The 22,324-nt window shown below is 45.2% G+C and carries 15 protein-coding genes and 2 pseudogenes; 11 read left to right on the top strand and 6 right to left on the bottom strand.

Annotation, left to right across the window (positions count from 1 at the left end):
* Positions 1-172 precede the first annotated feature (172 nt).
* Positions 173-1,468 (top strand): methyl-accepting chemotaxis protein, encoded by a 1,296-nt coding sequence (locus ACFOEE_RS17245; protein ID WP_377127202.1) that lies wholly within the window; start codon positions 173-175, stop codon positions 1,466-1,468.
* Here ACFOEE_RS17245 and ACFOEE_RS17250 read toward each other — a convergent pair.
* Complete coding sequence (locus ACFOEE_RS17250; RefSeq protein WP_377127205.1) at positions 1,465-2,235, bottom strand: hypothetical protein; 771 nt, start codon at positions 2,233-2,235, stop codon at positions 1,465-1,467. The genes ACFOEE_RS17245 and ACFOEE_RS17250 overlap by 4 nt on opposite strands.
* A 306-nt stretch (positions 2,236-2,541) precedes the next feature.
* Between ACFOEE_RS17250 and ACFOEE_RS17255 the strand changes: the two genes are divergently transcribed.
* Positions 2,542-4,650 carry a deaminase gene (locus tag ACFOEE_RS17255; protein WP_377127208.1) on the top strand — a complete coding sequence of 703 codons (2,109 nt, stop codon included), beginning with the start codon at positions 2,542-2,544 and terminating at the stop codon, positions 4,648-4,650.
* Positions 4,651-4,662: 12 nt separating this feature from the next.
* On the opposite strand, the pseudogene ACFOEE_RS17260 reads toward ACFOEE_RS17255, so the two are convergent.
* Positions 4,663-7,814: pseudogene (locus ACFOEE_RS17260) on the bottom strand (two-component regulator propeller domain-containing protein).
* Positions 7,815-8,014: 200 nt separating this feature from the next.
* On the opposite strand from ACFOEE_RS17260, the gene ACFOEE_RS17265 reads away from it, so the two are divergent.
* The 5 genes from ACFOEE_RS17265 (at position 8,015) to ltaE (ending at position 13,250) form a co-directional block, all read left to right on the top strand.
* The gene (locus ACFOEE_RS17265) at positions 8,015-8,254 is read left to right on the top strand and encodes a DUF2960 domain-containing protein (RefSeq protein WP_377127210.1); all 240 of its coding nucleotides are present in this window, start codon (positions 8,015-8,017) and stop codon (positions 8,252-8,254) included.
* 124 nt (positions 8,255-8,378) lie between these two features.
* Entirely contained in the window at positions 8,379-9,839 is a 1,461-nt protein-coding gene (locus tag ACFOEE_RS17270) for a bifunctional metallophosphatase/5'-nucleotidase (protein ID WP_377127213.1), read from the top strand.
* An 85-nt stretch (positions 9,840-9,924) separates the two neighbouring features.
* Positions 9,925-10,935 carry a hypothetical protein gene (locus tag ACFOEE_RS17275; protein ID WP_377127216.1) on the top strand — a complete coding sequence of 337 codons (1,011 nt, stop codon included), beginning with the start codon at positions 9,925-9,927 and terminating at the stop codon, positions 10,933-10,935.
* Between the two features lie 351 nt (positions 10,936-11,286).
* Complete coding sequence (locus ACFOEE_RS17280; RefSeq protein WP_377127219.1) at positions 11,287-12,039, top strand: peptidylprolyl isomerase; 753 nt, start codon at positions 11,287-11,289, stop codon at positions 12,037-12,039.
* A 200-nt stretch (positions 12,040-12,239) separates the two neighbouring features.
* Positions 12,240-13,250 (top strand): low-specificity L-threonine aldolase, encoded by a 1,011-nt coding sequence (gene ltaE / locus ACFOEE_RS17285; protein ID WP_377127222.1) that lies wholly within the window; start codon positions 12,240-12,242, stop codon positions 13,248-13,250.
* A gap of 80 nt (positions 13,251-13,330) precedes the next feature.
* Here ltaE and ACFOEE_RS17290 read toward each other — a convergent pair whose 3' ends face one another.
* Genes ACFOEE_RS17290 through ACFOEE_RS17300 form a run of 3 tightly spaced genes read right to left on the bottom strand, consistent with a single transcriptional unit; the run spans position 13,331 to position 17,065 of the window.
* The gene (locus ACFOEE_RS17290) at positions 13,331-14,335 is read right to left on the bottom strand and encodes a LacI family DNA-binding transcriptional regulator (RefSeq protein WP_377127225.1); all 1,005 of its coding nucleotides are present in this window, start codon (positions 14,333-14,335) and stop codon (positions 13,331-13,333) included.
* A gap of 41 nt (positions 14,336-14,376) precedes the next feature.
* Positions 14,377-15,717, bottom strand: coding sequence for a glycoside-pentoside-hexuronide (GPH):cation symporter (locus ACFOEE_RS17295; protein WP_377127228.1), 1,341 nt, complete (start codon positions 15,715-15,717; stop codon positions 14,377-14,379).
* Between the two features lie 22 nt (positions 15,718-15,739).
* Positions 15,740-17,065 carry a GH1 family beta-glucosidase gene (locus ACFOEE_RS17300; protein ID WP_377127231.1) on the bottom strand — a complete coding sequence of 442 codons (1,326 nt, stop codon included), beginning with the start codon at positions 17,063-17,065 and terminating at the stop codon, positions 15,740-15,742.
* Positions 17,066-17,400: 335 nt separating this feature from the next.
* Between ACFOEE_RS17300 and ACFOEE_RS17305 the strand changes: the two genes are divergently transcribed.
* The gene (locus ACFOEE_RS17305; RefSeq protein ID WP_377127234.1) at positions 17,401-18,639 is read left to right on the top strand and encodes a sugar MFS transporter; all 1,239 of its coding nucleotides are present in this window, start codon (positions 17,401-17,403) and stop codon (positions 18,637-18,639) included.
* A gap of 26 nt (positions 18,640-18,665) precedes the next feature.
* Positions 18,666-21,203 (top strand): glycoside hydrolase family 3 protein, encoded by a 2,538-nt coding sequence (locus tag ACFOEE_RS17310; RefSeq protein WP_377127237.1) that lies wholly within the window; start codon positions 18,666-18,668, stop codon positions 21,201-21,203.
* Positions 21,204-21,261: 58 nt separating this feature from the next.
* Here the strand turns inward: ACFOEE_RS17310 and ACFOEE_RS17315 are convergent, their stop codons facing one another.
* Complete coding sequence (locus tag ACFOEE_RS17315) at positions 21,262-21,453, bottom strand: hypothetical protein (RefSeq protein WP_377127243.1); 192 nt, start codon at positions 21,451-21,453, stop codon at positions 21,262-21,264.
* On the opposite strand from ACFOEE_RS17315, the pseudogene ACFOEE_RS17320 reads away from it, so the two are divergent.
* Positions 21,415-21,693 (top strand): annotated as a pseudogene (locus ACFOEE_RS17320) (tyrosine-type recombinase/integrase); the annotation flags it as partial. The gene ACFOEE_RS17315 and the pseudogene ACFOEE_RS17320 sit on opposite strands and share 39 nt — an antisense overlap.
* The coding region (locus ACFOEE_RS17325; protein ID WP_449301154.1) for an IS91 family transposase at positions 21,690-22,324 on the top strand (635 nt) is incomplete at its 3' end. The pseudogene ACFOEE_RS17320 and the gene ACFOEE_RS17325, both read left to right, overlap by 4 nt.

Raw genomic sequence — 22,324 nt, forward strand, 5'->3', positions numbered from 1 at the left:
TAAATAATCCGGTTAAAATTATCATCTAAAAATAACTTATTGCGTATAAGAGAACCTAACTACGAAAATAACTAAGAAGTTTGTATAGGGCTGCTGCGGTTAGCGCGTTATTGAACTTAATGATAGCGCCGAATACGCCTTCGCTATGAGGTAAGACTTAAAGGGTAATTTAATGATTTTTAATCGGTTCAAGCAACAAATAGTGAATTTAACGGGGCGCATAGCGGAACTTGAAGCTATGCAAAATGCCATTGATGAATCTGTCGCGAAAATAGAATTTAAACCCGATGGGACTATTATCGCGGCCAATGATATTTTTTTGAGTGTGGTAGGTTATGAGCGTCAGGAAATTATCGGCAAAAAACATCGAATTTTTTGCCACGCTGACTATGCCAATAGCAGCCATTATGAGGCCTTTTGGCGCCAATTGGCCCAAGGACAGCCACATGTTGGTCAATTTGAGCGGGTCAACAAAAATGGTCAGATGATTTGGCTAGATGCTTCTTATTTTCCAGTAAAACATCAGGGAAAAGTGGTCAAAGTGGTCAAAATTGCGTCCGACATCAGTCATGAAAAACAGGCACTGCAAGATCAATTATCGGTGTTTAAAGCCCTAGAAGCGTCAACTGCGATTATCGAGTTTTCACCCGATGGTACTATACTACACGCCAATGATAATTTTTGTCAGGCGGTGGGTTATCGCGTTGAACAGCTACGTGGACAGCATCATCGTATGCTCTGCACAGAGCAGTTTTACCGTGAAAACCCCCATTTTTGGAGTCAGTTAAGTCAAGGCCAATTCAAAACTGGACGTTTCTTGCGTTTGGACGCCAAGGGCAATGAGATCTGGATAGAGGCGTCTTACAATCCTATCCTAGATAACCACGGCAAAGTAGTGAAAGTTATTAAGTTTGCAGCCAATATTACCGAAACCGTGAAGCGCGAACAACGAGTGCTCCAAGCCGCCCAACTTGCTCACAATGCTTCGCTTGATACGGAAAAAATCGCCACAGCTGGTGTTGAAAAGCTTGCAACAACCGTGGATACCACTGGACAGATCTTTACACAGGTTAAGGAAGCCATGCAGGCAATTAGCTCTTTGAATGAACAATCTAAACATATCACTGCAATTGTGTCGACGATTACAGCTATTGCCGAGCAGACCAACCTGTTGGCCTTAAACGCGGCTATTGAAGCGGCCAGAGCTGGAGAACAAGGACGCGGTTTCGCTGTGGTTGCTGATGAGGTGCGTAGCCTTGCCGCTAGAACCAGTCAATCGACTGGTGAGATCAATACTGTGGTTTGCGAAAATCAAGCACTGACAGATCAGGTTAAAAAAATCATGACCTTAGTTTCAAATACAACGGAGCAAGGGTTAGTGCAAATTCAAGCTGTGTCGGATGTTATGGAAGAGATCCAGCAAGGTGCGGCAAATGTGTCGCGCACCGTTGCAGATTTAGCACTTTAATCCTGCTTTAGCACAGTGGATGTGCTAGGCGCTGGGAGCAAATGTTGTTGCCAGTAGCGAAACGCAGCATCGCGCTCTTCGGTAGGTAAATGTTCTAAAATCAAGGTCTGATAACGCCGTTCGGCGCTAAGTTTTTTTATTGCATCATTCAACTTATTCAGCAGTGGCCCGATTTGCAAAGACTTAGAACATGCAAAATAAACCAGTTGAAAAGGTTCGGTCTCTTTAAACGCTAAATACGAGAAAAGGTGCTTTTTGTCTTCGCGGATTTTGTCATACTCTATCATCAAATCGATATAGCCGTGGTGCAGCATAGGCATGAGCGGCGCCAAATTGTCTGTTGAACTGGTCCGTTGATAAATGACTTTGCTGCCAATAAGTGGTTTGATTACTTTATCAGCGGAGTCGCCATAACTGCGCCCCGTTTCTATACCGAGTACCGGCGGCGTGTTAGAGGTCAATAGTTGTTGTAATGAAAGCAGGGTGTCTGTGTCTTGCTCACGCTGTAGTAATTTTTTCCCCCACGGGGACTCATTGGCAACTAGTAGCTTAAGGCTCGACTCCAACATATAGGGTAAACTAAAATTGTAGAGCTGTTCACGTGCGGCATTTTTTAGCACCCAAGGTGAGCATGCGGTAGGGTGCGTTTCCAACATTTGCCGCGCGCGATTTCTCGGCACAATTTGAATATCCAATTCACCTTCATAAGCATTTAAGATCTGCCTTGCAGCTTTAGCTTGATCGGATTGAAAGTTCTCTTCGTTCATCCAAGATTCTGCATCCAAAATTAAAAGAGTGTTTGAAGCAGTGCAAGTAAAAGCAACGACCAAACTAATCAACAAACAAAGAACGAAGCTAAATCTAGTTTTTATATGCATGATGTGCAGCCAAATGGAAAAGTGACTTCTCGATACACAAAATGAAGCATCAATGTTTGATGTCAATACTTTTGGGCTGAATACTTTGCTTTAAGTGAGATAAATCAACGTTGTTAATTTTTCGTTTTCATTTTGTTGCGTTTGTTGGCGGTTACGTGGGAGTATACAGAAAGTGAGTTAAAAGGATTATAAAGTATGGCAATCACAAATGAATTTGCATTAGTTATAGGTTTAGTTTCGCCGATAGGTGTAGACATTGAACTTGTTAAGGAAAAACTAACCTCTGTATTTGAAGAATATGCTTGTTGCGTTGAAGTCATAAATATAGCGACGTTACCCGATGCTTTTTTAGGACAAAAATCGCCCTCAGATAAGAGAGCTTATGTCGAATCCGCAATGTCCCGTATGCCTAAACACAGGCAACGATTTGCTGAAATATTAGGAAACGACAAGAAGGGAGCAGAGTTCTATGCGCTATTACTGCTTGAGCAAATGGATAAACTAAGAGCCTCAATGAACTCAGGTCGAAAGATCTACTTAGTAGATGGAATAAAACACCCTGCTGAAATCGAAGTGCTGAGAAAAATATTTGACCAGTCGTTTTATTGCATTGGTGTGACGGATTCACTATTTAATCGAATTAAATTTAAGTTCGACAGTCGTAATCCCGAGCTTACCCCTGTAGATAATGAAAGCGCATTGTTTTATGCGATAAGGGAGATTTACGAAGACTTCGAACATCGGGTGGGCAGTAGCAAATTCAATAATGAAACAGGTAAAGCTTATCAATTATGTGATTTTTTCCTGAATCTTGGTGTCATTGAAAACGAAACTGGAAAGAATTCTGAGTTTACTCGTATCGCAGATCTTATATTCGCAGCGCCTTACGTAACGCCGACCGCAGACGAACATAGTATGTTTATGGCTTACATGTATTCTTTACGTTCTGCCGATTTATCTAGACAAGTTGGCGCAGCCATAACTAATAAGCAAAAAGATATTGTTGCCTTTGGGGTTAATGAAGTACCCAAAGCATTTGGCGGTCAATATTGGGCTACAGCACCCTATGTAGAACACACAACTGATGGCATTAAAGCAATCAGAGAAAGCAAAAAAGACAACCGTGATTTCGTTCAGGGCTATGACGCAAACGCAAAAGTCAAAAACGAGATATTTGACGAAATTATGTACTCATTGCAAGAGGCAGGTGCTCTTGTAGATGAGGAGACAGTGGAAAAGAAAGTACTTCACGCGTTACAAAATACGTCCCTTAACGATATCACTGAATTTGGTCGAGTCGTCCATGCCGAGATGTCAGCGATTACCTCCGCTGCTAAAAATGGTATTTCGGTACATGAAACGGTTATGTACTGTACCACCTATCCTTGTCACAATTGTGCTAAACACATTATTTCTAGCGGCATACAAGAGGTGATGTATATTGAGCCATATCCTAAAAGTCGGGCCAACACATTGCACTTGGACGCTATTTATGACCCTGATGCGGTAGCGCTTGGAGGGCAAAGTAAAGAACATATAATAAGGATGATGGCCAACCATTTTTTAGAACAATATAAAAATGGAGAAACCGAAAATCATCGTGTTTACTTTAAACCCTACACAGGAGTGGGTCCCCGGCGGTTTACTGATTTGTTCTCAATGAAGCTCTCAAGCGGACATCCATTAGTTAGGAAACAGCGAGAAAATGCTTTCACATTGAGCCGTGGTACACAATCATCCCCTCGTCTGGCAACGCCGATACCAATCTGTGAATTTAATAGGGTAGATTATCTATCGAGCTTTAATCAAGACGATTTAACTCAACTTGTTCTGAGAGTCTGTGAAGAAAATAGTTTCCATGAAAAACGAGTGAGTTCAGTTATCAAATACTGGAATGAAGAACGCGGTTTTGGCCATTTAAAATCGTTTGAAGGCGCGAAAGATTATTACTTTTCTAGAAGAGATTTCGAGCAAAAAGATAGCGATAAAATCAAATTAGGTAACATTGCGTCTTTTCAAATCCGTCCCAATGAAGAGGGCACCTTGTGCGCAATTGAGCTGCGATTTAACGATATAGAATATTTGGAGTCTAAAATAAAATCTTTGCAACATGATCAAGAAGGAAGCATAAGCAAAGGGTTTATCCATACATTGGACAATAATTGCAAGGATTACTATTTTGTGCCTCAAAATATTAATTCTTCACCAGACAAAATAGAAGTAGGGCAATTAGTAAAATTCAGAACAGAAATTAGCAAAAGCTCAGGAAAGGTTCACGCTATAGATGTCGTGATTGAACCTTAATTTAGCAAACAACTAACTACGTTCTACCCACTTTATGACCCCATTCAGAATGGCTTGTTTGGGGTTATTGATTTCATGTGAAACACTATCTTGTTTGTAAGTATGACCCGCCTCAATGCCAAACCAAGTATTACGGCCGCTTTGTTTGGCTTGGTATAAGGCGATATCAGCCAGTTTAATGATTTGCTCCCAGCCGAGTTGTGTTTGCTCGTTAGGTGTAAACGGCAGTGCAGCGAAGCCGACCGAGCAGGTTTTTTGTAGCGTGACCGTGCTTGATACTTGATAAGGCGTATTTGCAACTGCACGGCAGATCCGCTCGGCGATATTGGGTGCTTGGTTGCGGTCGGTAAAGCGTGATACAGCTAAAAACTCTTCGCCCCCCAGCGAACTAGAATATCGCTACTACGAAAACACTGAGTCAGCACTTGCGCGAATTGTTTTAACAGTTCGTCACCTGCGCTATGGCCGTATTGGTCGTTAACTTGCTTAAAATAATCAATATCGATGATAAAAAACACTAGGTCAGCATTATTTTGCGCTGTTTGCTGTAAGCGCAAGGTTTGGGCAATATCAGCCGCGATAACGTCTTGTAAGTAACGACGGTTGCGAAGTTGCGTTAGTGGATCGGTACGTGCAGCATTTTCAACCGCTTGCAATGCCAATTGCAGCTGTTGGTTTTGTTCGCTCAGCGTTTTGGTTTGTTCGGCAACTAAGTCTTTTAAAATACGGGCATTATGATTTATATGTCGTACTCGTAAGCGATAAATAAAATACAACAAACCGAGTAGTGCCAGCACAGCTAGGCCATGAAACCAAGATGTTTGTTGCCATGCAGGTAATTTGCTAATGAAGAGCGACCTTTGATTGTCGTACCAGATACCATTTGCATCACTGGCTTGAATTTGCAGTTCATACTCGCCGGGCTTCAAATTGGTATATGTAATAATGCGGTTCTGTGCGGTTAAGGTGTACCAGTTGTCGTCGTAGCCGCGCAAACGATAGTGAAATAAGGTGGTATCTGGGTTGGAATAATCACTACTTGCTACCGCTACCGAAAACTTACGTTGTTCAGGTGGTAAAACGAATTGCGCAAAAGATGGGTCGCTGCTGTGCTCGTCAATTAACACTGCGCTTAACATTACTTGGGGTTGATATTGCCATGTTTGATAGAGGCTAGGGGCAATCATCAGCAAACCTTCATTACCGCCAAATAGCAAAGTGCCATCATGTAGTTTGGCATGGGCACCATCCCAGGCGACACCTACATCAACACCTTGCGGTTTAGCCAAAGGCTGAATGCTATTGTTGTCAAGGTCAATAACATTAATTGCGGTCCAAAGGCGGCCTTGATCATCCAGCAACATGTTGGCGCCTAAATCTTGCTTTGGTACGGCAAGCAAAGTGTTGACCAACTGCGCAGCAATGGGCTTCCCTGCGCTGTCTAATTCAATGCGATAAATGCCTTCACTGGTGGAGGCAAATAAACGTTTGTCTGTTGCAAACAGCAAGTCGTTAACTTGCAGCCCTTCGGGAAAATTGGCGATACGCTGCGGATAAATTGTGTTGCCATCAAAACTTACTAGGTAGAGCCCATCGGTACTACCAAACCACAGCGCACCTTGCTCACTGGGTGCCATGGCAAGCACAGGTTTGCCAAAGCTTTGCTGATTCTCTAACCGTGGAGTCAGGAAAGTTTGACTGCTTGCTTGCCACTTGCTCAGGCCACGGAAGGTGGCTATCCAAAGGTCATTCCCCACGCTTTTTAGCCGTCGGATTTGATCATTGACCAAACCATCTTTACTGGTAAATAACTTAAAATCTTGTTGTGCTTGGCGATATTGATATAACCCAGTTTGTGCGCCACCTGCCCAAATGGTGCCATCGCGAGTTTGTGCTAGGGCGCGAATACTGGTTTCTTGCAGCGCATTGGCTTGACCGGGAAAAGCTGAAAGGGTAGTTAAACGCCCAAGCTTTGGGTCAAAAATATCTATACCATTGCTTTGCGTTGCCAGCCACACTGCGTGGTCTTGGGTTTCTAGAATACTGAAAATTTGGCTACTGGATAAGGTTTCCGGTTTATCTGTTAGCGCACGGAGCGTGCGAATGGCTTGATTGCTTGGGTTGTAACGATTGATACCAGCGCCCCACGTACCAATCCATAAAAGGCCTGCTTTATCAACAAAAAAACTGCCAATATCATCGTGCCTTAATGTGCCGGGAATACCCTTGGCAGGGCGCAGGATTTGTTTTATTTGCGCTGATTGGCCTTCCACAATGGCAACACCGCCACCTTCAGTGCCAAGCCATACTTCGCCGGTAATCGGCTCAGCAATCGCGGTTACCCAAGGGTCACTCAGTTGATAAGGTTTTTCGGAATCAGGGGCGATACGGGTAAACTGCGAAGTGGTTAAGTTAAGCTTTACTGCCCCACGGCGGGGTGTTGCAAACCAGAGGCTATGGTCACGGGCTTCAAATAATTTGAAGACCACATGGTCGTGAAATGGCTCGTCAGGCTGACTTAGTATGGATTGAAACCTTGAATTGCCTTTACGCAGTGTATTGAGTCCTTTATAACTGCCAACCCATAAACTGCCATCACGGCTCAGTAATAAAGAGCGAATGCGATTGTCGTTAAGGCCGCTGGCATTTTCGACGGTGAAATGGATAAAGCTCTGGGTTGCAGGCTCAAATTTGTCGAGACCGCTGTCTGTGGCTAGCCAAATTTGGCCAAGGGTATCGCTCACAATCGCTGAAATACGGTTATTGGCAAGCGATTGCGGCTCTGCAGCGTTATGCACAAAACGGGTGAAGTCATCTGTTTTAGGGTTATAAAGTGCCGCGCCGTTGCCGCGTGTACCAAGCCACAGCTGCCCGTCCGCAGTTACATGCAGGCTGATAACAAAGTTGCCAGGCAACGATCTCGGGTCTAACTGCGACGCGTGATAATGGCGAATTTGATAACCGTCAAAGCGCACTAAGCCATGTTGCGTGCCAAACCACATAAACCCTTGTTTATCTTGCGCTATGGCAGTGATTGCACCGCTTAATTGTTTAACCTCCGCAGCAACATGCTCTAAGTAGGGCATACCTTGGTCAAATAATTTCGCTTGCACATTGAATGACAAACAAAACCACAAACAAAATAAGATAGATAAGCAGCGCATGGCAGGGTTTAGATGTTATTGAGTAGTTAAATAGTAATGCAAGCGGAGGGATTGTGAAAACCTATTTGTTTAATATTTATCATTAATCATAGTTTTAGCTGAGATTTGTGGCCCAATTCGAGTACTCTGAAGAGAGATTTTTACACGGATGTCGGCGATTGGCGTTATAATACCGCCGCAAATTTACAGTAGGGCATTTTATGGCACGCAGAATTCAATACACGTTTAAAAATAAAGCTAAAGAAATCAACTTCGCCAACGACAAATATCACGATATGTTTGAAGCGATAGCAGCTGCTGAAGGCGTTGATATTCGTGATTACGTGAAAATGGAACAAGCCGTAGCGATGACCTCAAAAGGCTCTGCGGCGGTGCGTAACTTCCGCGATCAGTACTTCGCTAAGTTGGGTTTTAGCAACGTTAAGTTCATTAAAGAGTAAGCTATATCCTCTCTACTTTCCTAAGGGCACTGCGTGATTTTGTTAAACTTATGCAGTGCAATCTCGGTAAAGGCGATTACACTGATTTCCAAAGTAAATAAAATTACAGCTGAAGGAATCGCTTATGCCTCATACTATTAAACAGCTCCTGCTTGTCGCACTAATTTCATTTTATTCTTCATTCGGATTGGCAAAAAACGTCGATATTACGTTTTTGCACGCCAATGATGTTTATGAAATGACCCCGGTTAACGGCGGAAAATTTGGCGGCCTAGCTCGAGTTGAAACCATCATGAAGGAATTGCGACAACGCAACCCCAATACCTTTTCTATTCTCGCTGGTGACCTATTTAGCCCGTCTGCCATTGGTACCGCAGTCGTAGACGGTGATAAACTCGCGGGTAAGCAAATGGTTGATGTGCTCAATGCCATGCGCTGGGACTTTATGACCTTAGGTAATCATGAATTTGATAATGGTTATGAGCCGCTACTGGCGCGTTTGGCAGAAGCGCAATTTACCATTTTTAGCAGCAACGTACTTGATCCCAAAACGAATAAGCCTCTGGCAAACCTAAAGGGCGAGGTGGTGTTTAGTGTTGATGGAGTGAAAGTGGCGCTGATTGGTGTAGTGTTGCCTTCACTGGCGAAAGACTTTGTAAAAATTCTTGACCCACTTGCTCAGACAAAAGCAGCAATCGAGAAAGTAAAAAACCAAGGCGCTGATATTGTGGTGTTGGTAACACATCAAGAAATTGAAACGGACTTGGCATTTGCAAACCAGTTGGATGTTGACCTTATTCTAGGTGGCCATGAGCACGAAAATATGTATTTTCGCCGTGGTGCGCACTTCGTTCCCGTTGCTAAAGCAGATGCCAATGCGCGCTCTGTTTACATTCACCATTTGCAGTTTGACACTGAGCGCAAAACCTTAAAAGTCCACTCAGAGTTAAAGCTTGTCACCGCTGCAATTGCTGAAGATAAAGTCATCGCCGCACGAGCAAAGGCGTGGCAAAACAAAGCATTTGACGCGTTTCGGGCGCAAGGTTTTGAACCAACCAAAGTCATAGCTACCACCAAAACGGATCTAAACGGCTTGGAGGCGGATGTGCGAAACGGCGTAACTAACCTCACCCAAGTAATCGCGCAAAGTGAACTGCTCGCGTATCCAGACGCGCAAGCGGCTATTTACAATGCCGGCAGTATTCGTATTGATGATGTATTACCAGCAGGAGAACTGAGCGAGTATGATGTGATACGCATTTTACCGTTTGGCGGGGACTATAGCTTAGTAGAGATCCCCGGTGATTTATTAATCCAAACTTTGGATGCAGGTGCTGGCAATAAAGGTACAGGTGGCTACTTGCAAATGGCGAATATCAGCCGACGCGGTAATCAATGGCAACTCGATGGCGCAGATATAGACGCGAAGCGAGAATACAAAATAGTAATAGCCAGCTTTTTGATTGAGCGTGGAGATGCGAATTTAACGTTTTTGGTCAACAATCCTCGCATCAAAGTGTTATCACAAGATAAAGTAGATGCCCGCAAGGCGTTAATTGCTTATTTAGCCAGCCATGCAATTTAAACGCTCGGCAAGATAAGTTGGATCATGATTAGGTTTGGTGTTTCAGCAGCAATTTTGGGCGGCGCGAAGTGGTAAGGTGGGCGTGATGAAACAGCGATTATTGTGGGTGATCTTGCTCATAAGTTTAGTGCTCCTATTGATGCGTAACCTATTTGATGATGTAGTCAGCCCTCTTGAAACTGAAGTCAGAATTCAAACGCGGCAGGTGGCGGCAAAAATATTTGCGACGCAAAATGATGTAATGCCACCAACACATTCTCGTGCCAACGAACCCACTAAACCTATCGAACCTGCAGCGGTGGTTTGTGCAGCAGAGCGCCATGACCCTGATGCTATCCAGTATGTTGAAGAACTGCTTCAAGAACTCAGTGATGAACTGACGCCATACCATGGACAATTGTCTAATTTAGCTGCGCTTGAACTCTATCTGCCCACCGAGCTTGAAGAACACATGCCGCGAATAAAAAGCTTGCTGACACAAAGCTATAGCGAATATCGCAACGCTTTTGCGTTATCTGCTAGACGCAGGTTTACCGTCAATATGGTGTTCGCACCAAATTATGCGACTTCATTTGATGACTTAGCGTCGCGACTGGGTGTTGATCCACGTGGCTCGCAAGGTTTCTACCTTGGCGATAGTAACACTGTGCTGGTTGAGAACAATAGTGTACATCAGGCTTTAACCACTGCTGTGCACGAGGCAATCCATGTTTATAACTATCGCCTAGTTGGCGTGTTGCCAAGGTGGCTAAACGAAGGTTTAGCAGAGTATTTTGAAATGCTTGCGAGTATCAAACTGGCTGGTAAAGGGCAGGTGTTGAGCGATAAAACACAACCCTTAGAGTTCTCGGTTATGCTCAGCTCAGAAGCGCAGTGGGAGACCCAAAGCCGTGACCAATTGTATTTTTCCGCGCGGGTTTGGAGTCAGTTTTTAATGACTCATGTTCAAGGACGCAACGCGCTTAAAGCCATCTTGCATGCCGAAGCGCAAACACCTTGTACTACGCTCACAGCTGAGCACATCCAAGCTTTAATGGAAAACCATTTTCCCTTGTATGAACAAGCGTTTTTCAACTGGTGGCAAGCCCTACTGTAGCGCTCCGCAAGCTAAGCAATTCCTCCGATTTGCTTGCAATAAGAGCGAGCCCGTATATTCTCCTACGCGTAGTTTACAAAAAGATATCCCTTTTGTTATCAATTGTTTTAAACTCTAGAACTCTTATTTAGAACCTTATACGCTTAAATCATCGTAAAACCGTAAATAACAAGTATTTTTTCATCGACGGCTGGTTCGGCATTCGCAGTTGTAAAAATAAAATTCAAATAAAACAAATGACTAAGTGTAATGTTTGTGCATTGTACTCGAGTTTTTAGCTGAGGCAGTGGTTCACTTTACTATGTCGTTTATTGCAATTTATATCTTTCAAAATTACAGGGTATTTTAACAATGAGAAAACTAACTAAACTTGCGCTTATCTCTGCTTTTTCAGCAAGCTTTGGCTCACAAGCAACAATCGTTGAATTTCAAACCTCGCAAGGTAATTTCCAAGTCAATCTTTATGATGAGACAACGCCAAAAACGGTCGCTAATTTCCTGAAATACGTTGGTGAAGAAAGCTACAAAGAGTCGATTATCCACCGTGCAGTGAGTGATTTTGTGGTACAAGGTGGTGGTTACAGTTTCCAAGGTAAAGCCGAAGTAGAAGCGATTGCAACTTTCCCTGCGGTTGAAAACGAGCCAAAATTATCGAATGTAAAAGGCACAATTGCCATGGCGAAAAAACCAGGTGACGTAAACAGTGCAACTAGTCAATGGTTTATTAGCCTCACTGATAACAGTGCTAACTTAGATTTACAAAATGGTGGTTTCACTGTGTTTGGTCAAGTGATTGGTGAAGGCATGACGGTTATCGACAAAATTGCTAAGTTAAGTCGTTGTGGTGAAGTACCTGTGGTGAATTTTACTGATGCTCAGTGTAAAGACACTGCGGTGAAACCGGCACAAGAAAACCATGTGGTGATTTACTCGGTGACGGTAATTGATGAAGATCCAAAATCAGCTCAGGGTCTAAATCCTAAGCCAAATACTTTAATTACTCAAAAGCCAGTGGACAATGGGGGGTCATCAGGTGGTGCGTTATTTGGTTGGTTACTTGCTGGTTTAGTCGGTTTTGCGGCGCGTCGCCGTTTTAACCAGTAAGCTGCCACCGACAGATTGCCGAAAAATGCAGATTTTCCATAATTGATTTGCGCTTAGCGACAGCACTCATGGTTGGAAAATCTGCCGACTAAACCCATATCCCTATTATTGTGATTGCCTAACCACTTATCTCAACTTGATTGAATGCCGAAGGACTGCTTGTTAAGTTGTGGTCTTACTGCTCAAACTAAGGGATATCCATGATAGATTTTCGCTCCGATACCGTAACAAAACCAAGCGCTGCGATGCGTACTTTAATGGCCAATGCAGAAGTCGGTGATGATGTATATGGCGACGATCCGAGCGTTAATCACCTAGAAGCTTTTGCGGCAGAGCGCCATGGTTTTGAAGCAGCTTTGTTTGTCACCTCGGGCACACAAGCTAACTTATTGGCCATTATGAGCCACTGTGAACGGGGTGACGAGTACTTATGTGGTCAAAATGCCCATAACTATCGCTATGAAGCGGGCGGCGCTGCGGTGCTTGGCTCGGTGCAACCTCAACCAATCGACAATGAGCCGGACGGCAGTTTATGTTTTAAAAAGCTAGCCGCCGCTATTAAGCCCAATGATTTTCACTATGCACGAACCAAACTACTCAGTTTGGAAAACACCATAGGCGGTAAAGTGCTGAGCCTTGATTATATGGCACAGGCGCGGGCGTTTTGTGATGCTCATCAACTGATTTTGCACCTAGACGGTGCGCGGGTGTATAACGCGGCTGTGGCACTAAATGTTGATATCACAGCCATTGCCAAGCATTTTGATTCTATGACCATTTGTTTGTCCAAAGGGCTTGGCGCGCCAGTGGGGTCTTTACTACTTGGCAATCGTGAATTTATCGCCAAAGCACGACGTATTCGTAAAATGCTCGGTGGTGGTATGCGTCAAGCTGGTATTTTGGCGGTAGCAGGTCAGTATGTGCTTGAGCATAACGTGGCAAGATTGCAAGAAGATCACCACAACGCCGCTTACTTGGCAGAGCAATTAAATACTTTGCCGGGATTTGATACCCGCCGCTACCCAGTACAAACCAATATTGTGTTTGTTGATGTTGCACCGCATATTGATATTAAAGCCGTAGCGCTGCAGCTTAGAGAGCAGGGCATTATTATGAGCCCAAGCTATGAGAAGATGCGCTTGGTGACGCACTTAGGGGTGACAAAAAGCGATATCGATAAGCTTATTGCTTGTTTGCAACAATTACTCTAAAGAGCGCATGAGGCAGTGAGCGTTACGACTTTCTGCCTCAGAATTTGGCGATCGATTTTCTATGCGCATTTTTACTGCAACTAACTTGGCCGTTTTTGTAGTGAGTCGCGCATCACGATAGACGGATAAAACTCGTTATTGATCTGCAACCCTTTTTGCTGGTAGACCTCTTTTAAAATCAGTGCCGCAGCCATTTTTGCCATTTCTTCTACTGGATAGTCAACCGTCGCTAGGCTTGGGTAAAGGTAGCTGGAATAGACGATATTATCGAAACCAATAATGGACAGTTGCTCAGGTAGCGCCAATTTGATGTCACGCGCATAGGCCATAGCACCAGAAGCCATTTCGTCATTGGCGCAAACTAAGGCGGTAAAATCGCTATCGCGCGCGAGTAAGGTTTGTAACCCTGCTGTACCACTTTCTTGTTTGAAATCGCCCGTGACGTAAAGGTGCGGGTTGTCGGCAATACCGGCTTCTTGTAACGCTTGGTGATGTCCAGCTAAACGTTGATTGGCATCTTCTTTCCAAGTCGGGCCACTGATATAAGCAATTTTACTATGGCCTGCGTCTAACATGGCTTTGGTAGCTAGATAGCCGCCAGTTTTATTATCAAGATAAATGCAGCGCGACTTGAGCGGCTCAACATATCGGTTGATAACGACAATTTCCTTGCCTTGGGCGGCTAAATCGACCAAATACTGATCAGATAGCGCATCAATATGTAAGATCAAAGCATCACAGTTTCGGCTTAATAAAAACTCGATACCGGCTTTTTCAGTTTCAGCCTTACTGTGACCTGCGGTGATGATGGCATGCTTGTTGGCTTCGCGTAAGCGTTTTTCAGCACCTGCCATCAGGTTGCCAAAAAACGGGCCGCACAATTCAGGAATTAAAATACCAATACTGTTCGAGCGATTTGAGGCTAATGATTGGGCAATGGCATTGGGGCGATAACCAAGGCGCTCCATGGCTTGCGTTACTTTTTGGGTGGTTTTCTCACTCACGTTACCGGTTTTGTTGATCACGCGAGAAACGGTTGCGAGTGAAACCCCAGCCATTACTGAAACGTCGTAAATTGTCGCCATGAAATACCTTTATTATTCCTGCAGGCAAAATTGCCGCTCTGCTATGTTAGCGCGTGTGGCTCACCTTTAAAAGTTAATGTACTTTGAATTTCCTCTAGTTTTTTATTGTTTAGGCGATAGTAACGCATTACCCAAGCCACCAATAAAGAACCAATAGAAGAAAGCAAGGTGAAAGTCAGCACTATGCCGTGGATGGTGTCGGTGGTTTGCACAGCGCCGCTTTGATAATCAAAGTAGGCTAAAAACCACCCGGCTAACGCTCCGCCTATGGCAATCCCGAGTTTAATGAAAAATATCACACTAGAATAAACCAGCCCAGTGGTGCGTACGCCCGAGATAGCTTCGCCATAATCAATGGTATCAGCCATTTTCGCCCAGAGTAGCGGCGTTGCTGCGTCAGTTAAAAACTTCCATACAATAAAGGCGGCAAATGCTAATACTACTTCTGATGCGGGAATAAAGTAACTTAATGCGCACAGTACAGCCGCGCTAAATTGCAGGCCAATATATAATTTTACCTTACAAAAACGTGCCGCTAAGGGCTGCGCGACTGCACACCCAAACATACTGCCAAGCACGCCGAGGGTAATAAAGAGGCTGACTAAGTCTTCACGGCCAAGAAAATACTTCACATAATATACCGCTAAAGTTAACCGTAAAACTTGGCCAGAAAGTAAAAACAAGGCCGCAGCACAGAGCACGCGCCATTGGTCGTTTGCGAGTAAGACTTTAAATTGCTTGAGGTTAAAGCCTTGCTTTTCAGGGCTAGCAACGCGCTCTTTGGTGCCTAAAAAGCACAGAATAAACAGCACAAAACCTAATGTACTCATGGCTAACATCGCCAATTGATAGCCCTTGGCGGCATCACCTTGACCAAACCACTCGGTGAGCGGCAAAGTTAAACTGGCGACAATCAGGCCACCTAGCATACCAAACACAAAGCGAAACGATTGAATGCTGACCCGTTCAGAAGGGTCGTTAGAAAGTACGCCTGCGAGCGCGCAGTAAGGAATATTGATAGCGGTGTAGGCCAACATCAATAAACCGTAAGTCACATAGGCATAAATGACTTTATTGGCAGGCGAGAGATCTGGCACTGTAAAGGCGAGCACGCTGACTATTGCAAATGGTAGCGCGAGCCACAGCAAATAAGGGCGAAACTGCCCATATTTGGTTCTGGTATTGTCGGCCAATGCGCCCATCAAGGGGTCGGTAATGGCGTCTAAAACGCGCACCACCAAGAACATAGTGCCAACCACCGCAGGGTTTAACCCCATAATGTCGGTGTAGTAGAGCATTAAAAACATCATTACGCTTTGAAAAATGATGTTACTGGCGGTGTCGCCAAGTCCATAGGCAATTTTTTCTTTTATCGTTATCATTTTTGTTGCCCTGCAACTTAAGTTATTTTTGGCACAGATTGCTGTTGCGGCGTGCGGCTAACATATCCCGATAAGCCAAGCCGCTCAACTTAATTGTGCGTTGCTGCGTGAGGTAATCTACATACACTATGCCAAAGCGTTTTAAATAGCCTTCGGCCCATTCAAAGTTGTCCATCAAGCTCCACGCAAAGTAGCCGCGTACATCAACGCCTTGCTCCATAGCGTCGTTAACCGCGCCGATATGGCTTTGGTAATAGGCTAAGCGCCCGACATCATGAACTTGACCCGCGACGTATTCATCTGCCATTGCCGCGCCATTTTCGGTAATGTAAATAGGTGGCAGTTGAAAACGCTGGTGTAAATCTGTCAGTAACTTAGTAAATGATTGCGGGTAAATTTCCCAGCCAATATCTGTTAGCGGTGCGCGATGGGGTAATTCTTGGAAGAGCGCATCAGGCTCGTTTGGTGCACTGTAAAAGCGGCGGGTATAAAAGTTAATACCAAGAAAATCGAGCGGTGCTGAAATAAGCTGCATGTCACCGGCTTCAATATGTGGTCGATTTTGTTCTGGAATTTGTGCCATCACATACGGATAACGGCCAGTCATGATTGGCATTAAATACCATAAGTTATGATATTCGTCGGCGGCTTGCGTGGCTCGTAAATCCGCCTCAGCACTGCTATTGGCGTAGCAGGGGGTAAAGTTTAACACTATGCCATTAATGGTATGTGGCGAGAGGCGTCTTAATACTTGCAAGCCTAAGCCGTGTGCTAACAAAATATGATGTGCCGCCTGACGGCCATTTTTTTGCCCAGTTAAGCCCGGTGCATGCACACCCGCCTCATAGCCTAAAAATGCGCTACAAAAAGGCTCATTGAAGGTGGCATAAGAATAAACCCGCGCGCCAAACGCAGTGACAATCTTTTCGACATAATCTGCGTACAAAAACGCAGTCTGGCGATTTAACCAGCCACCATTGGCTTCAATATGCGCCGGTAAATCCCAGTGGTAAAGGGTCACAAAAGGTTTAATGCCTTTGGCATTTAACGCATCAAGCAAGTCGCAATAGAACTTAACCCCTTCGGCGTTAAGTTCGCCATTTTGGGTGATGACTCGCGGCCAAGAAATAGATAAACGATAGGCGTCAACACCTAAGCTCGCTATCAACTCTACATCATCGCGCCAGAATTTTACGTGCTCACAAGCGGTAAGACCGTCTGAACCATCCGCGATTTTCCCGGGGGTGCTGCAAAAGGTATCCCAAATGCAGGGTAAGCGTTGGTCGGCTGCGCCTTCAATTTGAAATGAGGCAGTGGCAACACCGAAGATAAAATCGGCGTTATGCATGCGAGAGTCCTTCGTTAGAGTCAGTGTTGTTGTATTTGTCATCAGTCTTCCACGTAAAGTCAGCAATGTAAGCGGTTACAAAAATGCTTGAAATGCATTCCAATAACAGTTTAAAGTGATATGAAAGCGCTTACATTTTGATTTAGATTACATAACAAACAACGCATCGGTCAAGGTAAAACATAAGATGAACAGGTATTTTCGCTGCGCTTGGTGGTCTGCCAAGTGACATGCGAAGAACCTAAGTAGGCTTTACTATTACGCCAAAGGAAAACTTATATTGACCATGACTTTGCTTTTAAAGCGATACACAAACAACCAAGTTGGAGAACAATATGGCGATAACCTTAATTGAACAGGGACAAACGCAAGCGGGGCAGCGACAGCCTGTTGCACTGGCGTGGCTGACCACTTTATTTTTTTTATGGGGCTTTATTACTTGTTTAAACGATATTTTAATCCCTCATTTAAAAGATACCTTTGCGCTTTCATATAGCCAAGCGATGTTGGTGCAGTTCTGCTTTTTTGGCGCCTACTTTTTGGTTTCGTTACCCGCTGGTAAGTTGATTGAAAAAATCGGTTATCAAAATGGCATAGTGACTGGCTTGCTGGTGGCAGGCCTTGGCTGTGCGCTATTTTATCCGGCGGCACAAATTCATACTTATGCTTTGTTTCTTGGCGCGCTATTTGTGTTAGCGGCGGGGATCACCATTTTACAAGTGTCAGCAAATCCCTATGTGGCAACCTTAGGTGATAAGGAAACTGCATCGTCACGTTTAACCATGACCCAAGCGTTTAACTCGCTTGGCACCACGATTGCGCCATTTTTTGGTGCTTTGCTGATTTTAGATAAAGCCGCGGCGGCTGGGGTTGAAGACGCCTCATCGGTACAATTACCTTACTTAATGCTCGCTGCAAGTTTTGTGGTGTTAGCAGTGGTGTTTAAGTGCCTGAAATTACCTAAACTTGCGCATGAAGCAAGTAGCGCTTCGCCCGCATCATTTCTACAAACCTTAAAAGAACCGCAAGTACTGTTTGGTGTATTAGCGATATTTGGTTACGTTGGCGCAGAAGTGGCCATCGGCAGTTTTATGGTTAACTTTTTAATGCTAGACGAGATAGCCGCGCTCAGTGAGTCGCAAGCAGCGAGTTACCTTGCTTACTATTGGGGCGGTGCCATGGTTGGGCGTTTTATTGGCGCTATGGTGATGCAAAAAGTGTCAGCGGCCAAAGTGCTGGCATTTAACGGTGTGGCTGCGGTGGCGCTAATTTTGGTTGCGGTTTTTGCTCAGGGCAGCATAGCAATGTGGGCGCTATTACTGGTTGGCTTGTGTAACTCTATTATGTTCCCAACTATTTTCAGCTTGGCGGTATCTGGCCTTGGCATTAAAACTGCGCAGGCATCGGGCTTACTTTGCTTAGCCATTGTTGGCGGCGCGATTATTCCGTTAGTTCAAGGGCAACTCGCTGATCTTTATGGCATTCAATTCTCTCTATTGGTGCCAGTAGTATGTTACGTTTATATCGCGTTTTATGGCCGTTATATTCGTCGTCAGCAGGCTACTACAGCTTAATTTCAGGTTAAATTAGGGAACAAAAAATGAAGAAAAATCGCTTTATACTTAACCTGGCGGCCGCAGCCGTAGCATCGTCTTTATTGGCCGCGTGTAGTAAACCGCAAGTTGAAACGCAGACTAAAAAGCCAGACGAAATCTGGCCACATATTCAGTCAGCAATTGCCACTGATGCTCAAGTTGAAGCCAAAGTGCAGGCGCTGCTTGCAGAGCTGACCTTAGAGCAAAAAGTTGCACAAACTATTCAACCCGAGATACGTTCAATTACAGTTGAAGACATGCAACGCTACGGTTTTGGCTCTTATCTTAATGGCGGCGGCGCATTTCCCAATGACAACAAACACGCCGCGATTAGCGATTGGGTCGCATTGGCTGAGGCCATGTATCAAGCTTCTATCGACGATACCTTAGACGGTACAACGATCCCTACGATTTGGGGGACCGACGCCGTACACGGTCACAATAATGTAATTGGCGCGACTATTTTCCCGCATAATATCGGCCTTGGTGCAACCCATAATGCTGAGCTGATCAAACAAATTGGGGCTATCACGGCACGAGAAGTGCGCGCTACCGGTATAGATTGGGTGTTTGCACCAACGGTGGCAACGGTACGTGATGACCGTTGGGGGCGCACTTATGAAGGTTATTCGGAAGACCCAGAATTGGTCAGAGCCTATGCGGCAGCTATGGTTATGGGTTTACAAGGCGAGCCGCAACAAGATCTGTTTAGCAAAGATAAAGTCATAAGCACAGTGAAACATTTTATCGGTGATGGTGGCACTGTGGGGGGCGATGACCAAGGTGACAACATCGCGAGCGAGGCGGAACTTTTCAATATTCATGCCCAAGGTTATGTAGGTGGGCTGGCAGCGGGTGCCCAAACTGTCATGGCGTCGTTTAACAGCTGGCAAGGTAATAAAGCCCATGGTAGTCATTATTTGCTGACAGAAGTACTAAAAAACAAAATGGGCTTTGATGGCTTTGTAGTTGGTGATTGGAATGGTCATGGTCAAGTGCCGGGCTGCAGTAACGAAAGCTGCGCCCAAGCAATGAATGCGGGCCTTGATATGTTTATGGTGCCAGGCCCGGAATGGAAGCCATTACTCGAGAACACCATAGCGCAAGTTAAAAGTGGTGAAATTCCGCTTTCGCGCTTAGATGATGCGGTGGCGCGTATTTTGCGCGTAAAAGTAAGAGCGGGTTTATTTACAGCCCCAAGCCCAGCGCAAAGAGCACTGCAAGTGAGTGCGGATGTGATTGGTGCCAAGGCACATCGCGAAGTGGCTAAACAAGCGGTGCGCGAATCCCTTGTGCTGCTTAAAAATGAGCAAGCCTTACTGCCGCTCAATCCTAAACAGCGAATTTTATTGGCAGGTGATGCTGCGGACAATATTGGCAAGCAATCGGGTGGTTGGAGCATTACTTGGCAAGGGACTGGCAACAGCAACGATGACTTTCCGGGTGGTACGAGCATTTACGATGGTATCGCAGCACAAGTTAAAGCCGCAGGGGGAGAGATTGAACTCAACACCGAGGGTGATTATAGCCAAAAACCTGATGTTGCCGTGGTGGTATTTGGTGAAGAACCTTACGCAGAAGGTAACGGCGATATTGCCAATTTAGAATACCAGCGTGGTAATAAGCGCGACCTTGCTTTACTGAAAAAGCTAAAAGAGCAAGGCATTCCAGTGGTTTCCGTATTTATTTCTGGACGTCCGCTATGGGTTAACCCTGAGCTGAATGCCTCTGATGCGTTTGTCGCGGCGTGGTTACCGGGTTCTGAAGGGAGTGCGGTGGCTGATGTGTTGTTACAAGATGCGCATGGTCAAGTACAGCATGACTTTAAAGGTAAGCTGTCGTTTTCGTGGCCTGCAACGCCAGAGCAAACCACAGTTAATCGCTTTGATGCTGATTACCAGCCACTCCTACCTTATGGTTATGGCTTGAGCTACCAAAGTCACGATAAAGACAAGATTAAACTCAGTGACTTGTCTGAGCAAAGCACACTCACTACGGAAACCGCAGTGGTAGATATCATGCTTGGCGACATCAAAGCGCCAAACTGGGCTGAAGTGGTAGAAGCCGATAGTACCTTACGCATTGCGTCAAGTACGCTAAGCGGACAATACTTAACAGTGAAAACTGCAGACCGCAAAGTGCAAGAAGACGCGCGCAGCTTAGAGTTTAACGGCCAAGGCAATGCCAGCTTTGCTATTCGTGCAGCTTTCCCTCTGGATTTACGCAGTCAACTGGCGGCCGATGCGAAATTGTATCTATCGGTTGCGCGCCAAAGCGCTGAGATTGCCGATGTGCAGCTCAACGCGTTGTGCGATGCAGAGTGTGGTAAAGCCATTTCAATTCGCGAGCAGTTGCTCTCTCAACCCGAAGGGCAATGGCAAACCTTGGCTATCCCACTACGCTGTTTGCAAAGTGACAATAACCCAATGGCAGGAGCGATGACGTTATTGCAATTAAGTGCTGGCGATAAAGCAAGCTTTGCGGTATCTGAGGTTTATATTGACGCCAAAGTACACCCGGCTACTGAGTTAACTTGTCAATAAGTGAGTGACGCACCAGCTTAAGCCCTCTTAAGATTAAGAGGGCTTAACTCTTCCTACGCTACCTCACGGTATGCGCTGAGAATACAAACGAATAGTAAGAGGCATAAGAAGCATCGGCATTGGCCTTAGAGGTGCTTGCTGCAACCAAACTTCTTGGCGCCTTGCTACCTGCCAATTTCAGCTGATTAAAAGCCGCGATAACCGCAGTTTGCGTTGGTTTGGCAATATTTGCGTACTGATGGCAGTCCATACAGCTGTCTTTGCTTTATGCGAAGGACACACAAAAGCGATAGGACTGGAGACGCGCTACCACCCTCATGCACTGCGTCATGCCTATGCCACTCATCAACTTGAAGCAGGCATGCCGCTGCACCAGTTACAACATCAATTAGGGCATAACAACATAAAAACCACCGAGGCGTACCTGCATTGGCTGCCGGAACTCGGGCATGGTGGTGTGGATTTACTGGCCAATTGGTTAGCCCCGTGAGTGGGTACCACATTGCCGATATTTTACATGAGGGGTTAGCATCCTACCGACAGCACCATACGATAAGTTATCAGCAAATAAGAGCATGTCAGCATATTCAATCTTGTCGCACGGGTAAACTGGGTTATCAAGAGTGGCAATGCGAAGCTTGCTCTGAGGTTGAACGTATTGGGTGCAGTTGTCGAGATAGGCATTGTCCACGTTGTCAGGGCTATGCGACACAGCAGTGGATAGCGAAGCAACAGGCAAGACTATTGCCGTGCCGTTACTTCCACTTGGTATTTACGCTGCCTCATGAACTGAATCCACTGGCTCAACATCAGCCAGCATTGGTGTACCAAAGCTTATTTCAGGCTGCTTGGGCGACACTGACCCAGTTCGCCGCAAAGAAAGGACAGGGTCAATTGGGGATGACCTGTGTGTTACATACATGGGGGCAAACTCTGAGTCAGCATATCCATTTACACTGTCTAATTCCGGCGGGGTCGATACGCCAAGGGAGGTGGTGTGTGGTAAAGAAACGTTACTTATACCCAGTCAAAGCACTCTCGCGCGTATTTAGAGGCAAAATGCTAGCGGCATTGTATGCAAAAAATAAGGATATTGTGCATATAAACACGCCGACAGAATG

This window comes from Pseudoalteromonas fenneropenaei, assembly GCF_042643375.1.
GTDB lineage: Bacteria > Pseudomonadota > Gammaproteobacteria > Enterobacterales > Alteromonadaceae > Pseudoalteromonas > Pseudoalteromonas fenneropenaei.